Raw genomic sequence first — 18,703 nt, forward strand, 5'->3', positions numbered from 1 at the left:
AATGAAGAACCCGAAGCCGTATAGAAACAGTTTCGGGTTTTTTATTTTCAATCATTAGCATATCGTCTAAAGATTCCCCCGAAATTAGAAAGAGTAGTAAACCCTCAACACGTCTTGAGGTGTGATTAAAAAGTTTAATTATGAATTTCTACAACAGAAATTCGAACAAAATTTAAAATGGGATTAACAATTGCAGATGCATACTATTTAAAAGCAAAAGGTGCATCGTGTGGTTTTTTTAGCGACTGGGAAGAAGTGTGTGAAGCATTAAACTATGCATTATCCTACGATGAAAATCATTGCGCTTCCTTAATGCTTCTTGGAGATATCTATGCAGCACAGTTGTCTATGTATGAAGATGCTTTCAGATGTTTTGATAAGGTTATAGCTATAGACCCAAACAACATCGAAGTTTATGGTAAATATGCCAGATACCTCATCTGGGCAAATGAGGTTGAGCGTGCCGAAAAGCTCATCACTTTTGCATCAAGCATCAAAGCTATGGACAAAGCATACATACTATGGCTGTCTGCTTACCTCGAAGATGTAAAAGGGCAATACGAAAACAGTTTAAAGCTCTTGAAAGAAGCAAAACAAAACTGTTACAATGATGGATATTTCAACTTCATGAGCAACGAAGAAAAACGCATCAAGAAAAAAATGGAGTTAGAAAAACCCAAGAAAAAGAAGAAAAAAAAGCCTTCAAAAAATAAAAAGAAGGCCAAAAAAAATGATTAAAAAATTAATGCTTCAAAGCATATAAAAACATAATAAAATGAATTTAACAAGAAACATATATTTCACTTCAGACCATCACTTTGGTCATGAGAACATCATTAAGTTCACCAACCGTCCATTTGGTAGTGTAGAAGAAATGGACCAGGAACTCATAAGGCGCTGGAATAGCAGGGTCAATAAACACGATAAGGTGTATCACCTAGGTGATTTTGGCCTATGCAAAGCCCATCGCATGAAAGAAATACTCGATCAGCTCAATGGTCAAATATTCTTAATACGAGGCAATCATGAAGGTGCGGCCCTAGCGAATCCCAATAGGTTCGAATGGATTAAGGATTACTTTGAACTCAATGTTAATGATGCAGACGCTCCAAATGGCAAGCGCAAGATCATACTCTTGCACTACGCGATGAGAGTTTGGCGATCGAGTTTTAGAGGAACATGGCACCTTTACGGTCATTCGCATGGAAGCTTACCCGACGATGAAACCATGAACAGTTTTGATGTCGGAGTAGATTGCCACGACTTCTACCCTATTACTTACGAGGAGGTCAAGCAAATTATGAGTCATAAGAAATGGGAACCGCCTTTTTAGGGGTAGTATTCCCAAATAAATTGTAAATTATTTTTACTGCGCAAAAAGATTGCGTAAATCGTTAAAATATTTGCGCAGTAATCTTAAAAGAGGCTTTGGTTGTAATACACCTTGGTAAAAGAAAAGAGAAGATGAATAATCAAGAATTAGATACAATAAATAATCTTTATAAGGTCTTTAGTCCTTACACTGTTATAGGTGATTTGTCCGATAGAAGTTGCCCTTGTTGTATAGATCGTTTGGACAGAAAAGCACTTTTTTCTAAACCTCTTAGAGAACTTTCTGAAGATGATTTGGGATTCTACATGAGAAAAGCAATCACAACTTTGGGTTCCGTTAATGATTACAAACATTTTTTGCCTAGAATATTAGAGCTTGTTGCACTATCATCAGAGGTTAAAGATGATTTTATCGATTTTGAAAAGCTTAATTATGGTAATTGGTTATCATGGAAAGAAGAGGAAGTTTTCGCAATTAAATTGTTTTTCACGACGCTTTTAAAAAATGCTCTGGAAACCAATTCTAAAAATATGGATGATTATATCTTGCTTAATTTAATTTATAATGAAGACTCTCTATCAGAAACGCTTTTAGAGTCTGATAGTGAAAGATTGATTCAGAATATTATTGACTATGCCTTAAATATTGGTAATAATAGAATAGATGAAAGGTTAGCAAACATATATTCAGACAGAAGAATATTAGACAAAATTGAACATCTATTCTTAAATGCAAAAAATAAAGATGAAGCCAATAGAATATCTATTGCATATTCAATACTAGAAAACAAAAACGATGACGCTTAAAGTCCATAAACTAATTCAACTCATCAAGGAATCAGAATCTCTGTGTTCTAAAGACTGGTTAGCTATTAATGCTGCATTTTTTCAGGATGAACACATATTATTGTTTGCAAAACGGTTGATGTATTACTATGAACACGGCGCTTCTAAGGTGTTACCACTTCCCAATTTTTCTGAAGAAGTAACCCCAGATGTGATGGATTCTTTTTTAGTATTTGAACCTATGATTGAAGCATTGCAGCAACGAGGTTTTACTGATGATAATACCAATAGAAGTTTGGTTTCAAAAACTATTCAAGAAGTAGCGTTTGAACATATACTTGTAATCATGGGGCAACGGCAAACACCTTCAACCATAAAAACAGTTGAAGGATTACCATTAAAAAAGGATGCGTTATTAGAAGGTTGTTTTAAGCCTTTCAATAACCAAATTAGTGTAGGCGTAAGAGCTTGGGAAAAACATACAGACAGAACAGAAGATACCTTTTGGGGAGATGTAAAAGGATCTCCCCAAGAAAAACAAGAGAATGTAAAAGCAATTATTACTAATATTATGAATAATTATACATGGTGGAATACTTTTCATCATTATAAGCATGGTATTGTATATGAAATAAGAATAGAAAGTGGTCATGGGATGCGATGGTCGTATCCAGATCAATTATTAATCGGATTTTTAGAACCATTTTTATAAATTGAGTCATGGATCAATATAATTTTTCAGCAAAAGAATGGGAATCTTGTCTTAAGGTCTTATCCGAACTTAAGGACAATCCATTAGACAATCCAGATAATCAAACCTTTGGCACATTGATTTCTAAGATTCATAAAAGTGCTAAAAAACAAAACCGATCAGTAAGTTATAAAGCCAAACGCACTCATGATTTGAATGTACTCAAGAGCTCAAAAATTGCACAGAATGCTATCAATAATATTACTGAGTATAATGGACTGCATAAGGAAGAACAGTCTTATGAAACTATAAATATTCCTAAAAACTGCTATTCGTGTAATGCATCTTACAATCAAATACACTCATATTATAATCGCTTATGCCCAACTTGTGCGGAGCTGAATTATGACAATCGTTTTAAAATGGTTGATCTCACCTCCAGAAATGTAATTGTCACTGGTGGTCGCGTAAAAATAGGTTATGCTACGGCATTACGCTTTTTAAGATGCAATGCCAATGTGTTGGTAACAACACGTTTTCCTGCTTCAGCATTAAGCCTGTTTCAACAAGAAGACGATTATGAGCAATGGTGTGATAATCTTACAGTATATGGTTTAGATCTTAAACATTTAAAATCTGTAGAAGATTTCATCACTTATTATAAATCCAATTATAACACGCTGGATATCTTAATCAATAATGCAGCGCAGACCATTAAATATTCCGATCAATATTATCAACCTATCATCGAAAAAGAGGAACAATTGTTATTGGGATATGACAATTCTCAAAAGCTTGTAGCAAACCAAACACCTGTAGCGCAACATGTAAAAGCATTGGTCTCGGTAAATGATTTAGAATTGAAGTTGAACCGTTTTGGGCAACCTATAGATTTGAGTTCTAAAAATAGTTGGAACTCTACTTTGGAGGATGTTTCGATGTATGAATTGGTCGAGGTGAATTTGATTAATCAAATCTCACCATACTTCTTGATTAAAGAACTGACGCCTTTAATGAAAGCATCAGCATTTGAAGAAAAGTTCATTATTAATGTCACCTCATCCGAGGGACAGTTTAGCTACGATAATAAGACGATTTTTCATCCACATACCAATATGACCAAAGCAGCTTTAAACATGCTGACCCGAACTTCTGCTAAAGAATATGAAAAGCATCATATTTACATGAATGCAGTAGATGTTGGTTGGGTGTCTACAGGTGCCATTGAAAGCTTAAGGAAAAAACAATATGATCGTGGTTATATTCCACCTTTGGATCCTGTAGATGGTGCCTCTAGAGTTTTTCAGCCTATTCTAGAAACCTTAACCCAAAAGCATACATTTGTTGGTAAACTATTGAAAAATTATAAAATCGAAGACTGGTAAATCTAAAGGTAGGGAACGTTAGTTCAACTGGAAGAACGCAGGACCGTCACTCCTGAAGTTGTGGGTTCGAATCTCACACGTTCTCTACTGTTTTAAAATATTTTGGGTGCTAGCTCAACTGGAAGAGCGCCTGCCCACCAAGCAGGAGGTATGGGTTCAAGTCTCATGCACCCAAACATTATTAAATTTAATGAAAAACATAATAGTATTATCACCCAACTTCTCTGAAGATTCATTAATAATTAACAATGCTGCAATACATTCATCTTACAGAACTATGCGCTTTGGAAGCTGGACTATTCCTGAGACTGAACGAGAAAATGTAATTGCAGTTTATGGTGAAGATCTTTTTACAACTGTTGTTGCAGACCAATGCGGTTTTGAGTTATTGAAACCCAATAATGATTGGCTTGCTCATATTGCTTATGATTATACTTTGCGAAACATTCAGTATGATACATTTGGCAATATTAAAACCTCAATAAACAAATTCATAAAGCCTGTAGATTTTAAGTTTTTCCCAGCAGGTGTTTACAAAGAGGTTAGTGATATTCAAGGTTTTAAAACTATTGACAACTGCATTGAAGTCTTTGTCTCTGATGTGGTTGATTGGAGCATAGAGATTCGTTGCTTTATCGTGAATAGAACTATGGTTACATGGTCTACATATATTTATGATGGAAAGATTCATTTGACAAATCAAATTAAAGATTCAGAAGAAAAAGGAATGATGGATTTCTTGTCAACCTTCTTATCCGATTCAAATATCAAGCTACCAAAATCTGTTGTAATTGATATAGGTTTTATTCCGAATAAAGGCTGGGCTTTGATTGAAGCCAATCCCGTTTGGAGCTCAGGAGTATATGCCTGTGATCCAATAAAAGTAATCGATGCTATTGTTGAAAGTTGCCAACATAAAGATTAATGACTACCAGGAACCGAGGAAAAAATAGTAATGACGATGTTCTGTTTGGGGCAGAAAAAATTCAACAAAAGCTCAAAGACGCTATAGCAGATATGACATACCTGCTCACTAGAGGCTATGCAGAAAAGTCATCACTGCAATTAGTTGGCAACAAACATAGGCTCAATGTGCGACAGCAACAAGCTGTACAAGGCATGAGTGCTTCACAACAACAAATTCGGCAAAGAACCACTAGTTGTGTTGCTTTGAATAATATCTCTAATCAACCCATAGCCATAGATGGTTTCAATTTGCTAATCATTTTAGAAAGTGCCTTGTCTGGTGCCTATGTGTTTAGAGGTCTCGATGATGCTTATAGAGACCTTTCGGGAGTTCATGGCACTTATAAGCGCGTACAACAAACAGAACGTGCATTGCTTTTGGTTGGTAACATTCTCAAAGAGAATAATGTGCTTTGGGTCTTTGACAAGCCTGTTTCCAATAGTGGTCGACTAAAAATATTGCTTAGGGAAATTGCCAAAAAGCATGGCTTTCATTGGGAGGTTATTCTAGAAAACAATCCTGATAAATTCTTAGTTAACAGCAAATCTATTGTTGTAAGTTCAGACGCCTGGATATTAGACAGAGCTGAGCGTTGGCTCAATTTAGGAAAGCACATTATTGAAAATCATATTGATACTCCCGAAATTATAGAATCTCAGTAATTTCAAACTCTTGTGTTCTGAATTTTACAGTCGCACCTACTGTATTGCCAAGTAGTAATTTGCCAATTGGCGTATTAGGAGAAATGGCAAAAAAATGTTGGTTATTATACACAATCTCTCCAGCACTAACGGCTAAAAAATAATTCGCTTTGGTTGTATACACAACACTTCCCAAGCCAATATGATTAGATTGTTTTGTGATATCAATTTTAGAAAGTATTTCTTTTAGTTTTTGAATTTCTGCCAACTGATTTCCTGCTTTTTCACGTTCCAATTGAAGCATTGCTCTGCCAGTTTCATGCTTGTCTCCTGCAGTGCTTTTGGTTTCAGTTGTTAATGCTTCTTGAATTTCGTTTATAGTCCTTTGAACTGTTTGAAGTCTAGACTCAACAAAATCCGAGCATTGTTTATATAACGATTCTTTTACAGTCATGTTTATACCAAACTGGCTAAGTCTTTCCCTACCAAACTACCAATCGCAACACCCATTCCACCTAGCCTTACTCCGCAAAACACATTATTGGACAACTGCTTTACGATTGGCTTCTTTTGAACCCCCACCCCCATGATTCCGCTCCATCTATGCTCTATTTCAAATGGTGTACTAGGTAAAATTGTAGTTTTTAAAATATCTTCAAGCTTCTCTTGTACTAGTTGAGTTTGTCCAAAATCTGTAGTTTCTTCAGCCTTAAAATCCAGATTCCGCCCACCACCAAACAAGACTCTATCATCAATATTCCTAAAATAGTAATAGCCTTTATCCAGATGAAATGCCCCCTTTATATGAAGATCTTTAATCGGCTTCGTAATTAATACTTGTGCTCTTGCCGGTTTTACATTTTCATTTAAAAGTTGAGCCGCAAAACCATTATTCGCAATCAATAATTTAGAGGCTGAGAATTCAAATTGATTCGTACTAATAAAAACCCTATCATTTTCTTCTGAAAAGGATTCCATAGTAATATTATTCAGGATGTTGATGTCTGCTTGCCTTACCTTGTTCAATAATGCTTGCATCATCTTGCCTGTATCTAGCTGTCCTTCAAACTGATTAAAGATATATTGTGTTTCCACATTACTGAAATCAAACAGATTTGGTTTCAAACTAAATACCTCATCATCAAATAGTGGCTTCAATAGTGTGTTAATCTTGTCTTTATTAGAGACGCATTCCTGAAAGAGTTCATCTTCAGAAAGAAAAACTTCATAACCACCATAGGCTTTGTAATCGATAATTGCATCTCCTAAGGTTTCTCTCAGCACTTTTAATCCTTGTACGCGATCTTTTACTAGTCCCAAGACTTCTTCTTCAGAATGTGTTTTTAAATCGTTCAGTAACTCACTCAAACTCCCAAAGCAGGCAAAGCCAGCATTTTTAGTACTTGCACCTTGTGGTAAATATCCTTTTTCTAGTACTAAAATCTTGGATTCAGGGAATCGATGTCGCAATTGTAGTGCACAGTTTAAACCAACAATCCCACTCCCAACAATAGCAAAATCTATGTTAGTTAGCCATGATTTTAATTCCCAATATGATAGATTCATTTCCTCTTAAAAATAGACTCTAAAAATAGCTTGAATAATAAATAAAAAATAGCTTAATTATTAAAACAAAACTTTTATCTTTGCAGCGCGAAAAACCTAGGGTTCTTTCGCATAAATTTTAAGCAAAACAATAAACATAAAAGTAATGTCAAAAGTTACAGGTAAAGTTGCACAAATTGTTGGTCCTGTTATCGATGTAGAATTCGGTTCAGGAGCAGAACTTCCAAAGATTTACGATTCATTAGAAATTAATAGACCAGACGGTTCTACACTAGTACTAGAAGTACAGTCTCACATTGGTGAAGATACAGTACGTACTATTGCGATGGACTCTTCAGATGGTTTGAGTAGAGGTACTGAAGTAATTGCTACTGGAGTTCCTATCCAGATGCCAATTGGAGAAGATGTTTACGGTCGTCTTTTTAATGTAATTGGAGATGCTATCGATGGTCTTGGTGACTTACCAAAAGCTGGTGATGATGGTTTACCAATTCACAGACAAGCACCAAAGTTCGAAGAATTATCTACGTCTACTGAAGTATTATTTACTGGTATTAAAGTAATCGACCTTATTGAGCCTTATGCAAAAGGTGGTAAGATTGGATTATTTGGTGGTGCTGGTGTAGGTAAAACAGTATTGATTCAGGAGTTAATTAACAACATTGCAAAAGGACACGGTGGTTTATCTGTATTTGCTGGTGTAGGTGAAAGAACTCGTGAAGGAAACGATTTACTTCGTGAAATGTTAGAGTCTGGCATTATTAAATATGGTGACGACTTTATGCATTCTATGGAAGAAGGTGGTTGGGATCTTCAAAAAGTAGATAAAGCTACTATGAAAGAATCCAAAGCAACTTTCGTATTTGGTCAGATGAATGAGCCTCCTGGAGCACGTGCTCGTGTGGCATTATCTGGTTTAACTATTGCTGAGTACTTCCGTGATGGTGCTGGAGATGGACAAGGAAAAGATGTATTATTCTTCGTAGATAACATTTTCCGTTTTACACAAGCTGGTTCTGAGGTATCTGCACTTCTTGGTCGTATGCCTTCTGCGGTAGGTTATCAACCAACATTAGCAACAGAGATGGGTGCGATGCAAGAGCGTATTACTTCAACTAAGAAAGGATCGATTACATCTGTACAAGCGGTATACGTACCTGCGGATGACTTAACTGACCCTGCTCCTGCAACAACGTTTGCTCACTTAGATGCAACAACAGTATTATCTCGTAAGATTGCTGAGCTTGGTATTTACCCAGCGGTGGATCCATTAGATTCTACTTCTCGTATCTTAACACCAGAAATCTTAGGTGACGATCACTATGATTGTGCACAACGTGTTAAGGAGTTATTACAACGTTACAAAGAGTTACAAGATATTATTGCTATCCTTGGTATGGAAGAATTATCTGAAGAAGATAAGATGGCTGTAGGACGTGCACGTCGTGTACAACGTTTCTTATCTCAACCATTCCACGTAGCGGAGCAGTTTACAGGTATCCCAGGTGTATTAGTAGACATTAAAGAAACGATCAAAGGATTTAACATGATTATGGATGGTGAATTAGATCACTTACCAGAAGCAGCGTTCAACCTTAAAGGATCTATCGAAGAAGCTATTGAAGCTGGAGAGAAAATGTTAGCTGAAGCTTAATTCAATTGACAATTGTCAATTATTAATTATCAATTAAGAGACTATGTACTTAGAAATTGTATCACCAGAAGCCACATTGTTTAGTTCAGAAGTTGATTCTGTAGTAGTTCCTGGAATTAATGGTGAATTTCAAATGTTGAAAGATCACGCACCTATTGTTTCTTTATTAACTGAAGGAACCGTGCAAATTCATACACATACACAAAGCCATTTAGTTTTTGATGAACTTCATGCAGAAGTGATTCCTCATAATGATGATGACAAGGTCTTAACTGTAAAGATCAATTCTGGTACAATCGAAATGAAAGATAACAAGGTTATTGTATTAGCTGACTAATCACAATTCCTTTTATAATATTGAAAAACCGTCTTTTAATAAAGGCGGTTTTTTTATTAATAATTCTGAAAGACATTTCGACAATACTCAATACAGGCTCTACGAGATCGAGTTTTGAATACTTCTCGACTGCGTTCGAAATGACATCTAGATTTAATTGAGGTTTCGTTTTCTAATAAAGAACCGCTTCAAAATATCTGAAGCTTCTTCAGCCATTATTCCTCCAACCACTTTAGTTTTTGGATGTAATTTGGTGTCCATTTTTATATAACCCCGCTCTTCGTCTCTTGCTCCATATACAATCTTTGAGATTTGACTCCAATACAAGGCTCCAGCACACATTTGGCAAGGCTCTAGGGTGACATACAGCGTACAGTTATGAAGATATTTCCCTCCCAGAAAATTTGCAGCAGCTGTAATAGCTTGCATCTCAGCATGTGCTGTAACGTCATTTAGCAGTTCCGTAAGATTATGCGCTCTGGCTATAATACGATCATTGATAACCACAATTGCACCTACAGGAACTTCTCCTTTTTCAAAAGCAATCTCAGCCTCTTCCAAGGCTTTTTTCATAAAATAGTTATCGTCATATGGGTTTAGCATAACGCAAAAATACTATTTCGAATCATATCTTCTAAAGTTCGGCAAGAAAGTTGATGTCTTTCTATAAAGCTGTTAACTATGAATTCATTTTATAAATTATCTATTCCCAATCCATGTCATGAAGATTGGAATGCCATGACTCCTAAGGATAAGGGACGCTTTTGCTCCTCTTGTGATAAGGTTGTCATTGATTTTACCAAACTTAGCGACTATGAAATTCAGGATTTCATTGAGGCGAATAGACACAAACAACTCTGTGGTCACTTCAAGCAATCTCAATTACAAAGCATTAACCTAAGAATTCCTTCAGATGTTATTCAAAAAGAGCATAATGCAATCCATTTGTTTACGCTCTTATTATTAATAGTCATGGGAACCTCTCTATTTAGTTGCACGACAAATACCAACGACACCAAAAAGATAGATAGTGTTGAAGTCGTTGACAGTATTTCACAAAAAACAATTGACAAAGACACCATATATAATATTCTTGGTGGTATTCCTAAGCTAGATTGCAGCAAATCAGATTCTACTTATACTCAAAAAAGGGACGTTGTTATTCCAAAACAAGAACATCCTCCTATACTTATTGGAGAAGTAATACCTCCACCTCCTAAAGTAGAGTTAGATGGTCTCATTGTAGTAGAAGAAAAATATACTAAAGATTCTGAAGATCCTGTTTTAGGATATTATATGATTGAGGATACACCTAAATTTAAAAACACTCCTGAAAACTTATCTGAAGAAGAAGCTAAAGCCTATTTTTCTGAAAAAATGAATGCGTTTGTTACTAGTCATTTTAACACAAATGTCTGTTTAGAAGTAGAAGGTATTCAGCGTATTTATGTACAATTTGAAATTAATAAAACGGGATTGGTGAATGTCATTAAAGTAAGAGCACCCCATCCGAAGTTAGAAAAAGAGGCAAAACGTGTTATAAAATTACTCCCACAGTTTATACCTGGACGCCACATAGGAACACCTGTAAAGGTGATATATAATCTTCCTATTAAGTTTAAGGTTGAAGATTAATTGCACTATTTTTGCCTAGTGCAAAAGCCATTATTAGACCATATCAACTTACCTGAAGATTTACGACAACTTGATGCTGAATCTTTACCTCAGCTAGCTCAAGAATTGCGTGAGTTCATCATTAATATTGTAGCCACCAAAGAGGGACATTTAGGTGCTAGTCTTGGTGTGGTGGAATTGACCATTGCTTTGCACTATGTCTTCAATACGCCTGAAGATCTGTTAGTCTGGGATGTTGGGCATCAAGCTTATGGTCATAAGATATTAACAGGACGAAAAGACATCTTCCATACCAATAGGCAACTCGATGGTGTTAGTGGATTTCCAAAACGAAGCGAAAGTGAATACGACACATTTGGTGTTGGCCACTCCTCTACTTCCATTTCTGCAACTTTAGGTATGGCCATTGCATCTCAACTAAGAGGTGAAGACAAACACCATGTAGCGGTTATTGGAGACGCTTCTATTGCCGGCGGAATGGCATTTGAAGGACTCAATCATGCTGGAGTTACGGACGCTAATCTTTTAGTTATTCTTAATGATAATGCTATAGGTATCGATCCTAGTGTTGGTGCACTAAAGCAATATTTGACAAACGTTAAAAAAGGAACTCAAAAGCAAGACAATATTTTTGAAGCGTTGAATTTTGACTATTCTGGTCCTATCGATGGTCATGATTTACCAACATTGATTTCAGAATTACAGAGATTGAAAACCATTAAAGGTCCTAAGTTTCTTCATGTTATTACAACTAAAGGTAAGGGCTTAAAGCAAGCTGAAGAGAACCAAGTAAAGTACCATGCACCTGGTAAATTTGATGCTAAAACTGGTGAGTTGACTCCAAAGAGCAATGGACATCAACCCCCAAAATATCAAGATGTTTTTGGGCATACTATTGTTGAACTAGCACAACAAAATGAAAAGATTGTGGGTATTACACCAGCTATGCCAACTGGTAGCTCCTTAAAATATATGATGGAAGCGTTCCCAGATCGCGCTTTCGATGTTGGTATTGCAGAACAGCATGCTGTGACTCTTGCAGCTGGTATGGCTACCCAAAGGTTAATTCCGTTTTGCAATATATATTCAACGTTTTTGCAACGCGCTTATGATCAAGTAATCCACGATGTGGCTCTACAGAAACTCCCAGTTATATTTTGTTTGGACAGAGCTGGCTTGGTTGGACAAGATGGTGCAACGCATCATGGCGCTTTTGATTTGGCTTACTTGAGGTGCATTCCTAATCTTATTGTTTTTGCGCCAAGTAATGAAGAAACCTTAAGAAACATAATGTATACTGCTCAATTAGGTCTAGAAAGTCCAATTGCTATACGATATCCAAGAGGAAGAGGTATTACACTAGATTGGAAAAAGCCTTTCAATAAAATCGCTATCGGGAAAGGGCAATGTGTAAAAGAAGGTAGCTCAATGGCCATTCTAACGATAGGAACTATTTCGAGAAATGTCTCTGAAGCACTAACATTAATGTCTTCTGATGATCGTGAAGCCTTTTCACATTACGATATGCGATTTGTGAAGCCATTAGATGAAGGCTTATTACATGAGATATTCAAAAAATATCACAAAATCTTTACTATAGAAGATGGTGCTGTAAATGGAGGTTTTGGAAGTGCTATCCTCGAATTTGCTTCAAGATGGAATTATAAAACTCCAGTAAATACAATTGGAATTCCGGATAAGTTTATTGAGCATGCCTCTATTGAGGAACTACAAAATTTAGTCGGTTTGAATCCTGAAAGCTTAGTGACACAATTATTATCCTAGCTTTCTTCTTCAGAATCAGTAGTAGCTAAATCTTGCTGGGCATCTGGATCCTTTACTTCTACCTTATTAATTTGCGGCTCAGGGTTTTTACTTTTAGAGATATCGTCCATCATGAGGAATAATGCCACAGTAACAAACAATATCACTAATGCTCCTAGAATATTCTTTTTCATCTTAATAGACTTAGGGTTACGTTGTCAAATATAATCATTTATCGTTGAAATACAAATTTTATCGACGAAATACACTAATACTAAAAAAGGGCCGTGAAGCCCTTTTCTAGTTTTAAATGTAAGTATTTACTTAATGATAATCTTCTTTGTTACAGAAAAGTTATCACCAGCTATATTAACAAAGTACATCCCAGAACCTAGATTTAGCTTGACATTCTCCTCTACTGAAGAGATGTTTAATTTGGCCTTGTGTACTTCTTGTCCGTTGATATTATAGATGTTCATATTTGCCACTCCAACAAATGAATTTGAAGAAATCTTGATGTCTCCATTAGATACTGTAGGATATAATGTAATATCTCTATCGCTGAACTGATTTTCTAAAATACTAAGTGGTGTATCTGTAAACTGGCTTGTAAACATTCCTCTTCCGTGCGTAGCTGCTAAAATAGTATTGTCTGAAGCCCTTAAGTCTAAATCTACTACTGTTACGTCACTCATACCATTATAAGCCTGTACCCAAGTTGGGTTAGGATCTGTATAATCTGGCGTTGCCCAAACTCCTAAATCAGTTCCGATAATTAACTCTTCTGGGATAAGTGGGTTTTGTAAAATACACTGTACTGGTATGTCTGGTAAATTACCTTCTATATTTGTCCAGTTGTTTCCTCCATCAGTACTCGCCCATACGCTTGTAACACCATAATTATGCATGGTTACAAATATTTCTTGCTCAGACTGTCCTAACTCAATATCCGAGATACTTCCAACAAATCCTGGTCCAGTAATATTGGTCCAAGATGGTGCTAAGTTTGCAAAGTTTACTCTAAGTAATCTTCCATTTCTTAAACCTACAAAAAGTGTAGTTACAGAAGTTGTATAAGGAGATACTTTTAGGGCACTTGGCCGAGAGTTCATAAGTGCATTGGTCATAGCAGTGTTAGTTTGAGCTGCTCCTCCAGGGAGGAACTCTGTAACACGCTCTATTCTATTGGTAGCTCCTCCAGAAGCATTGGCATAAAGTATATCTAAGTTTTTATCCAACTCAGCCTCATTAATAAAGCTTCCGCCACCAAGTGTAGTAATTCCGAAAAAATTGTTGAAGACTGGATAGTTTATAAAAATACTATTGTTTCCTGGTAAAGTAGCGATAACATATGCTCCACTATCATCTATCTCAGTGAAACCACCATCTCCAGAGACAGGATCAAAATAAGCATTTGCTCCAGGTCCTGCATCTATTGTAAATTGAGTACCATTATCTTGAGTTCCGCCAGAGATATCATCACCATCAGCTCCATCTACTTCATCGATAGTACCATAATAAAACTGAACTGTGTTATAGTCTCTATTTCTAGCTTGAATTGCTGTGCCGTTTCCTGTATTCGTTAAATCTGAAGCGTAGTATACTCCTCCATCATTTGCAAAAACAGCTTCATTATCATTGCTTCCAGGTCTGAATACTATTGCGTGTTGATCTGCATGTACTAGAGATACATTAAGCCCTGCAAGATTATTGTTGTTAGACCATTTTGAAATCTGTCCCCAAGTAATTCCTCCTGTTGTAGATCTAAATAAATCGATTCCTCCAACATAAAGAAATCCATTTTGATCTGACTCTATTGGTAAATTATAAAACGCTTGGTTTCTTGCATAATCTGCAGGTGAAATCCCAAGGTCAACATCATTTGGCTCGTTGATTGTCGTAAAACTAGTAAAGCCATTAGTCGTTGTATACAAGTTTGCTTGTCCTCCAACATTAGCTGCAACCCAAAATGTATCGGCATTGGTTGCAGATGGTTCGATCTCTGTTCTAGAAGCTCCAGGAATTGTATTTTCTAATGTAAAAGAAACACCGTCTGTAGACTTATAAATATCACCTCCAGCATTACCAAAAGCATTACTTGTAGTACTAAACCAGATGTTGTTATCTATATCTAATTCTAAATCGTTTGGATTTTTAAAGCTTCCGTCGTTGTGTGTAATATTAAATCGTGTCCAGTTAGCACCTCCATCTGTTGATTTATAGACTCCCATTTCTGCAAGTCCATTAAAGTTATCTGGTGCATTCGCTAGATCGTAAGCCGCACTGGATACCGCTGCGTAAAGCTCAGTAGAACCTCCGTTATCTCTTGCGATAATATCATTGATATAGAAAATCCCATTCACAAAGCCAGTTCCACTATTTACAACAAAGCTATCATAGCCTCCAAAAATATTTGTCCAAGTAACACCGCCGTCTTCAGACTTCCAGATACCTCTACCTACAGCATCTCCACTAGTGTAAGACTCTCCAGATCCTACATAGAATACATCAGAATCATTAGGGTCAGAAATAATACATGTTACAGAAATATTTCCAGGTGCTCCAGTTACTAGGCTCCACGAAGAATTGCCATCTGTAATATCATCATTAACCCATAATCCACCTGAAACACCTCCTGCAAAAACTCTTGTGTAATCATCATTTGGATTGGCGTTATTAATATCATTAGGGTCAAACATAACACCTCGTGTTCTTCCTCCTTGATCGTTTGGACCTCTATCTACCCAAGGATTAGCATTATCGCCTCCAACACCTCTACTCAATTGGCGTTGTTCATTTAATTCTCCCTGAATTTGAATTAATCGCTCAGGCATTGGTCTTCCTGTATTAGGATCCATGGATAACTCCCACATTTGCTCGTAATATGCATTAGGAGGTAATCCTCGCTCCAAACGTTCTAGTCTAGTGAGGTTTTGAGTCGCCTTGTAAGGACTGTTATCTAGAAATTTTTGATGTTTTGCTCTTAACGTTTCGATTGGGTTGGTCTCTTCTTCATTAAGAAAGAAAAAGCTGGTAATGGCAATAGAAAAGGTTAAGGTTAAGATTGAAATAGCTAGTTTCTTTTTCATAGTTTAATGTTTAATTCATAATACTTGGCCTAATAATTTATTGTACATAAGTAAGGCTCTTGAATCTGATTGCTTTGATATATAATTAGTAATATTTAAGATGTTCGTATACAAAGATTTGTGGTTTAAGTCTAAAGTCTCAGGAAAAACTTTCATTATTAACTTGTCATAACTAGACTTTCTATCATAATAATGATTTTCCATAGCTTTTGTAAAGATACTCAATAACTGGTTAATTATCCTAAAACCAGCTATTTCCTTGTTGATTACATTATCCGATTGATATATATTGTGCACACTAATATTAATAATATCTTCCATTTGTGCCTTATACTGACTCACACTCAATAAGGATTTAGAAAAAGTCCCTTGTAAAATTTCTTCCTCATTGTCAATAAAGATATTTACGGCTTCTTCAATCAATGTGTTTACAGCTAAAGCTCGTAAGTAACTTATTCTATCCTGAGTGTTCTTTAAAGAATTATATTTTTGATTATTAATTGTGCCTTTAACTAGCTTAATGAGATACTCTAAAGCATAATCTTCCTGAATGTATCCGTGGTTAATCCCATCTTCAAAATCAATGATGGTATAACATATATCATCAGCAGCTTCTACAAGAAAGGTTAATGGGTGTCTTGAAAACCCAAAGCCATTGTCATAGTTTTTTTTCGTCAATCCTAATTCTTCTGCAACTTCCAAAAAAGCTTCTCTCTCACTCTGAAAATAGCCGTATTTCTTATCGCCTACATAGCTAGTAGGCTTTTTTGGTAAGGATTCCTTTGGGTATTTTGTGAATGCTCCTAGTGTTGCATAGCTGAGACGCAGACCTCCTTCTCTACCTGCTCTACTTTCGGTAAGAATTTTGAACCCATTGGCATTCCCTTCAAAATCACATAAATCTTGATACTCTTTTTCTGTCAATTGCGATTGGAATCGTTGCCCTTCTCCTGTTTTAAAAAAGTCACCAATAGCTTTTTCTCCAGAATGCCCAAAAGGTGGGTTTCCTATATCGTGAGCTAAAGCCGCTGCGGCCACAATAGCTCCAAAATCGTTTGCCTGATAACCATGTGTATCTCTAAGGTGAGGATGCTTTTCTAATATTTTCTGACCGACTTTCCTTCCGAGAGACCTTCCAACAACACTAACTTCTAAACTGTGTGTTAGGCGTGTATGTACAAAATCGGTCTTCGATAGTGGTATTACTTGAGTTTTATCTTGAAGGCTTCTAAATTCCGAAGAAAAAATAATACGATCATAATCAACTTCAAAACCAAGACGTGTTTCATCTTGTTCTTTCCTCAATCGTTTATTTGTGTCTCCGTATCTTTTTAGAGAAAGTAATTGTTCCCAATTCATAATTCAACCTTTACATTGTAAAGAAAAAGACGTCTTCGGATAAAAACGTCTAAATAATTTCTTGTTTAAAATATTCTAAAGTGCCATTTCTGGTATTTCGCCTTCAACTATGAGTGCACCTTCCGTAGCTTCTTGAATGGCTTCTACCGAAACTCCTGGAGCGCGTTCTACCAACTTGAATCCAGCATCTGTAACTTCAATCACTGCTAAGTTTGTTACTATTTTTTTTACACAGCCAACACCTGTTAAAGGTAATGAGCAGCGCTTCAAAAGTTTTGATTCACCTCGCTTGTTAGTATGCATCATGGCCACAATGATATTTTCGGCACTAGCAACCAAATCCATGGCGCCTCCCATTCCTTTTACCATTTTACCAGGAATTTTCCAGTTGGCAATGTCTCCATTTTCTGCTACTTCCATTGCACCCAAAATAGTAAGATCTACATGTTGCCCACGTATCATTGAGAAACTCGTTGCGGAATCAAAAAAGGAAGCTCCAGGTAATGTTGTTATGGTTTGCTTTCCTGCGTTGATCACATCTGCGTCTTCTTCGCCTTCAAAAGGAAAAGGTCCCATTCCAAGCACACCATTCTCACTCTGAAACTCAACCTCGATATCATTTCTTACAAAGTTTGCTACAAGGGTGGGAATTCCTATGCCTAAGTTTACATAGTATCCATCTTTTACTTCGCGTGCTATACGTTTAGCTATTCCATTCTTGTCTAACATACCTAATCTCTTTGTCTTACAGTTCGTTGTTCAATGCGTTTTTCGTAATGTGCGCCTTTGAATATTCGTTGCACAAATATTCCAGGAATATGAATCTGGTTTGGATCTAGGCTACCTACAGGCAATAATTCTTCAACCTCAGCAACTGTAATCTTTGCTGCACCACACATGTTAGGGTTAAAGTTCCGAGCCGTCCCTTTGAATATTAGATTACCTGCTTCATCGCCTTTCCAAGCCTTTACAAAACCATAATCAGCTTCAAACGCTTTTTCCAGAACATACATTTTACCATTGAATTCTCTGGTTTCTTTGCCTTCTGCAACTTCGGTTCCATAACCTGCTGGGGTATAAAATGCTGGGAAGCCAGCTTGTGCCGCTCTACAACGTTCTGCCAATGTGCCTTGAGGTATGAGCTCAACTTCCAACTCTCCACTTAGCATTTGTCTTTCGAACTCATCATTTTCACCTACATAAGAGGAGATCATCTTCTTGATTTGTTTCTGTTGTAACAACAGCCCTAAACCAAAATCGTCCACACCTGCATTATTGGAAACACAGGTCAATCCTGTGATACCAAGCTCAACTAATTTTGCTATACTATTTTCTGGAATTCCACTGAGTCCGAAGCCACCAAACATAAACGTCATGTTATCTGAAACGCCTTCTAAAGCCTCAGAAACATTAGCAACTGTTTTATTAATCATGAATAAAATTTTATACCCGAAAAGTACAAAATAAAAAAGCCATTCTAAAGTGAATGGCTTTCAA

General features: G+C 36.4%; 19 protein-coding genes and 2 tRNA genes. 13 read left to right on the forward strand and 8 right to left on the reverse strand.

Going from position 1 to position 18,703, the window contains the following annotated elements:
• Positions 1-177: 177 nt before the first annotated feature.
• From NCE97_RS01090 to NCE97_RS01130, 9 genes are all read left to right on the forward strand, one after another.
• Positions 178-738, forward strand: coding sequence for a tetratricopeptide repeat protein (locus NCE97_RS01090; RefSeq protein WP_353777021.1), 561 nt, complete (start codon positions 178-180; stop codon positions 736-738).
• A 37-nt stretch (positions 739-775) separates the two neighbouring features.
• A complete protein-coding gene (locus NCE97_RS01095) occupies positions 776-1,333 on the forward strand; it encodes a metallophosphoesterase family protein (RefSeq protein ID WP_353777022.1) in 558 nt (185 codons plus the stop codon).
• Positions 1,334-1,464: 131 nt separating this feature from the next.
• On the forward strand, positions 1,465-2,139 hold the full coding sequence (locus tag NCE97_RS01100; RefSeq protein ID WP_353777023.1) for a hypothetical protein: 675 nt from the start codon (positions 1,465-1,467) through the stop codon (positions 2,137-2,139).
• The gene (locus NCE97_RS01105; protein ID WP_353777024.1) at positions 2,129-2,830 is read left to right on the forward strand and encodes a tRNase toxin domain-containing protein; all 702 of its coding nucleotides are present in this window, start codon (positions 2,129-2,131) and stop codon (positions 2,828-2,830) included. Before NCE97_RS01100 ends, NCE97_RS01105 begins: the two co-directional genes overlap by 11 nt.
• Positions 2,831-2,838: 8 nt before the next feature.
• Positions 2,839-4,194 (forward strand): SDR family NAD(P)-dependent oxidoreductase, encoded by a 1,356-nt coding sequence (locus NCE97_RS01110; RefSeq protein ID WP_353777025.1) that lies wholly within the window; start codon positions 2,839-2,841, stop codon positions 4,192-4,194.
• Between the two features lie 12 nt (positions 4,195-4,206).
• Positions 4,207-4,279 (forward strand) — tRNA-Asp (locus tag NCE97_RS01115).
• Between the two features lie 18 nt (positions 4,280-4,297).
• Positions 4,298-4,369, forward strand: a tRNA-Gly gene (locus NCE97_RS01120).
• Between the two features lie 15 nt (positions 4,370-4,384).
• On the forward strand, positions 4,385-5,119 hold the full coding sequence (locus NCE97_RS01125; RefSeq protein ID WP_353777026.1) for an ATP-grasp domain-containing protein: 735 nt from the start codon (positions 4,385-4,387) through the stop codon (positions 5,117-5,119).
• Complete coding sequence (locus NCE97_RS01130; protein WP_353777027.1) at positions 5,119-5,823, forward strand: DUF434 domain-containing protein; 705 nt, start codon at positions 5,119-5,121, stop codon at positions 5,821-5,823. Before NCE97_RS01125 ends, NCE97_RS01130 begins: the two co-directional genes overlap by 1 nt.
• Here the strand turns inward: NCE97_RS01130 and NCE97_RS01135 are convergent.
• Together NCE97_RS01135 and NCE97_RS01140 are read right to left on the reverse strand one after the other, a co-directional pair.
• Positions 5,807-6,256 (reverse strand): 3-oxoacyl-ACP synthase, encoded by a 450-nt coding sequence (locus tag NCE97_RS01135; protein ID WP_353777028.1) that lies wholly within the window; start codon positions 6,254-6,256, stop codon positions 5,807-5,809. The genes NCE97_RS01130 and NCE97_RS01135 overlap by 17 nt on opposite strands.
• 2 nt (positions 6,257-6,258) lie before the next feature.
• The gene (locus NCE97_RS01140) at positions 6,259-7,368 is read right to left on the reverse strand and encodes an NAD(P)/FAD-dependent oxidoreductase (protein WP_353777029.1); all 1,110 of its coding nucleotides are present in this window, start codon (positions 7,366-7,368) and stop codon (positions 6,259-6,261) included.
• Positions 7,369-7,513: 145 nt separating this feature from the next.
• Between NCE97_RS01140 and atpD the strand changes: the two genes are divergently transcribed.
• A complete protein-coding gene (gene atpD, locus NCE97_RS01145) occupies positions 7,514-9,022 on the forward strand; it encodes a F0F1 ATP synthase subunit beta (protein WP_353777030.1) in 1,509 nt (502 codons plus the stop codon).
• 43 nt (positions 9,023-9,065) lie between these two features.
• On the forward strand, positions 9,066-9,359 hold the full coding sequence (locus tag NCE97_RS01150; protein WP_353777031.1) for a F0F1 ATP synthase subunit delta/epsilon: 294 nt from the start codon (positions 9,066-9,068) through the stop codon (positions 9,357-9,359).
• 153 nt (positions 9,360-9,512) lie between these two features.
• Here NCE97_RS01150 and NCE97_RS01155 read toward each other — a convergent pair whose 3' ends face one another.
• On the reverse strand, positions 9,513-9,962 hold the full coding sequence (locus NCE97_RS01155; RefSeq protein WP_353777032.1) for a nucleoside deaminase: 450 nt from the start codon (positions 9,960-9,962) through the stop codon (positions 9,513-9,515).
• A 78-nt stretch (positions 9,963-10,040) separates the two neighbouring features.
• Between NCE97_RS01155 and NCE97_RS01160 the strand changes: the two genes are divergently transcribed.
• Positions 10,041-10,994 carry an energy transducer TonB gene (locus tag NCE97_RS01160; RefSeq protein WP_353777033.1) on the forward strand — a complete coding sequence of 318 codons (954 nt, stop codon included), beginning with the start codon at positions 10,041-10,043 and terminating at the stop codon, positions 10,992-10,994.
• 18 nt (positions 10,995-11,012) lie between these two features.
• Complete coding sequence (gene dxs, locus NCE97_RS01165) at positions 11,013-12,779, forward strand: 1-deoxy-D-xylulose-5-phosphate synthase (protein ID WP_353777034.1); 1,767 nt, start codon at positions 11,013-11,015, stop codon at positions 12,777-12,779.
• Here dxs and NCE97_RS01170 read toward each other — a convergent pair.
• From NCE97_RS01170 to NCE97_RS01190, 5 genes are all read right to left on the reverse strand, one after another.
• Complete coding sequence (locus tag NCE97_RS01170; protein WP_353777035.1) at positions 12,776-12,952, reverse strand: hypothetical protein; 177 nt, start codon at positions 12,950-12,952, stop codon at positions 12,776-12,778. The two genes, dxs and NCE97_RS01170, sit on opposite strands and share 4 nt — an antisense overlap.
• 126 nt (positions 12,953-13,078) lie before the next feature.
• Entirely contained in the window at positions 13,079-15,847 is a 2,769-nt protein-coding gene (locus NCE97_RS01175) for a T9SS type A sorting domain-containing protein (protein WP_353777036.1), read from the reverse strand.
• A gap of 15 nt (positions 15,848-15,862) precedes the next feature.
• Positions 15,863-17,206, reverse strand: coding sequence for a deoxyguanosinetriphosphate triphosphohydrolase (locus NCE97_RS01180; RefSeq protein WP_353777037.1), 1,344 nt, complete (start codon positions 17,204-17,206; stop codon positions 15,863-15,865).
• Positions 17,207-17,281: 75 nt separating this feature from the next.
• On the reverse strand, positions 17,282-17,935 hold the full coding sequence (locus tag NCE97_RS01185; protein WP_353777038.1) for a 3-oxoacid CoA-transferase subunit B: 654 nt from the start codon (positions 17,933-17,935) through the stop codon (positions 17,282-17,284).
• A gap of 2 nt (positions 17,936-17,937) precedes the next feature.
• Positions 17,938-18,639, reverse strand: coding sequence for a CoA transferase subunit A (locus tag NCE97_RS01190; RefSeq protein ID WP_353777039.1), 702 nt, complete (start codon positions 18,637-18,639; stop codon positions 17,938-17,940).
• Positions 18,640-18,703: the final 64 nt, after the last annotated feature.

This window comes from Winogradskyella sp. 3972H.M.0a.05 (assembly GCF_040493455.1).
GTDB lineage: Bacteria > Bacteroidota > Bacteroidia > Flavobacteriales > Flavobacteriaceae > Microcosmobacter.

Coding starts and splice junctions, on each gene's coding strand:
- NCE97_RS01105 (WP_353777024.1), top strand. CDS start 2,129: ATGACGCTTAAAGTCCATAAACTAATTCAACTCATCAAGGAATCAGAA.
- NCE97_RS01110 (WP_353777025.1), top strand. CDS start 2,839: ATGGATCAATATAATTTTTCAGCAAAAGAATGGGAATCTTGTCTTAAG.
- NCE97_RS01125 (WP_353777026.1), top strand. CDS start 4,385: ATGAAAAACATAATAGTATTATCACCCAACTTCTCTGAAGATTCATTA.
- NCE97_RS01190 (WP_353777039.1), bottom strand. CDS start 18,639: ATGATTAATAAAACAGTTGCTAATGTTTCTGAGGCTTTAGAAGGCGTT.
- NCE97_RS01150 (WP_353777031.1), top strand. CDS start 9,066: ATGTACTTAGAAATTGTATCACCAGAAGCCACATTGTTTAGTTCAGAA.
- NCE97_RS01140 (WP_353777029.1), bottom strand. CDS start 7,368: ATGAATCTATCATATTGGGAATTAAAATCATGGCTAACTAACATAGAT.
- NCE97_RS01175 (WP_353777036.1), bottom strand. CDS start 15,847: ATGAAAAAGAAACTAGCTATTTCAATCTTAACCTTAACCTTTTCTATT.
- NCE97_RS01090 (WP_353777021.1), top strand. CDS start 178: ATGGGATTAACAATTGCAGATGCATACTATTTAAAAGCAAAAGGTGCA.
- NCE97_RS01130 (WP_353777027.1), top strand. CDS start 5,119: ATGACTACCAGGAACCGAGGAAAAAATAGTAATGACGATGTTCTGTTT.
- NCE97_RS01170 (WP_353777035.1), bottom strand. CDS start 12,952: ATGAAAAAGAATATTCTAGGAGCATTAGTGATATTGTTTGTTACTGTG.
- NCE97_RS01100 (WP_353777023.1), top strand. CDS start 1,465: ATGAATAATCAAGAATTAGATACAATAAATAATCTTTATAAGGTCTTT.
- NCE97_RS01180 (WP_353777037.1), bottom strand. CDS start 17,206: ATGAATTGGGAACAATTACTTTCTCTAAAAAGATACGGAGACACAAAT.
- NCE97_RS01155 (WP_353777032.1), bottom strand. CDS start 9,962: ATGCTAAACCCATATGACGATAACTATTTTATGAAAAAAGCCTTGGAA.
- NCE97_RS01095 (WP_353777022.1), top strand. CDS start 776: ATGAATTTAACAAGAAACATATATTTCACTTCAGACCATCACTTTGGT.
- NCE97_RS01185 (WP_353777038.1), bottom strand. CDS start 17,935: ATGTTAGACAAGAATGGAATAGCTAAACGTATAGCACGCGAAGTAAAA.
- atpD (WP_353777030.1), top strand. CDS start 7,514: ATGTCAAAAGTTACAGGTAAAGTTGCACAAATTGTTGGTCCTGTTATC.
- NCE97_RS01135 (WP_353777028.1), bottom strand. CDS start 6,256: ATGACTGTAAAAGAATCGTTATATAAACAATGCTCGGATTTTGTTGAG.
- NCE97_RS01160 (WP_353777033.1), top strand. CDS start 10,041: ATGAATTCATTTTATAAATTATCTATTCCCAATCCATGTCATGAAGAT.